The sequence below is a fragment of the Bradyrhizobium sp. 25ACV genome, from assembly GCF_054863005.1.
The window spans coordinates 1-362 of record NZ_JAVAYO010000047.1 but is presented as its reverse complement, the minus strand read 5'-3'; the positions used below and the strand labels follow the sequence as shown (position 1 = coordinate 362).

At 66.3% G+C, this 362-nt stretch carries 1 protein-coding gene; it reads left to right on the top strand.

What is annotated here, in order from left to right; genetic code table 11:
- The coding region (locus tag RAD04_RS38500; RefSeq protein ID WP_461627945.1) for an ATP-binding cassette domain-containing protein at nt 1-362 on the top strand (362 nt) is incomplete at both ends.

Below are 362 nucleotides of genomic sequence, written 5' to 3'. Positions count from 1 at the left end.
ATCCTGATGGAGGGCGCGAGCATCCTGACGCGGCCGCCGCACCGGATCGCCGAGATCGGCATCGGCCGCACCTTCCAGAACGTGGCACTGTTTCCGAATCTCTCGGTGATGGACAACGTCCGCGTCGGCGCGCATTCGAGGACCTCGAGCGACATCATCAGCGACTCCCTGAAGCTTGCCTGGGTTCGCCGCAGCGAAACCAGCGTCAACAAGAAGGTGCACGAGATCCTCGCCTATCTCGACCTCGAGGACGTCGCCCACACCGTGGTCTCCGGCCTGCCCTTCGGCACGCAGAAGCGCGTCGAGCTGGCGCGCGCACTCGCGGCCGATCCGAAGATCCTGCTGCTCGACGAGCCCGCCGG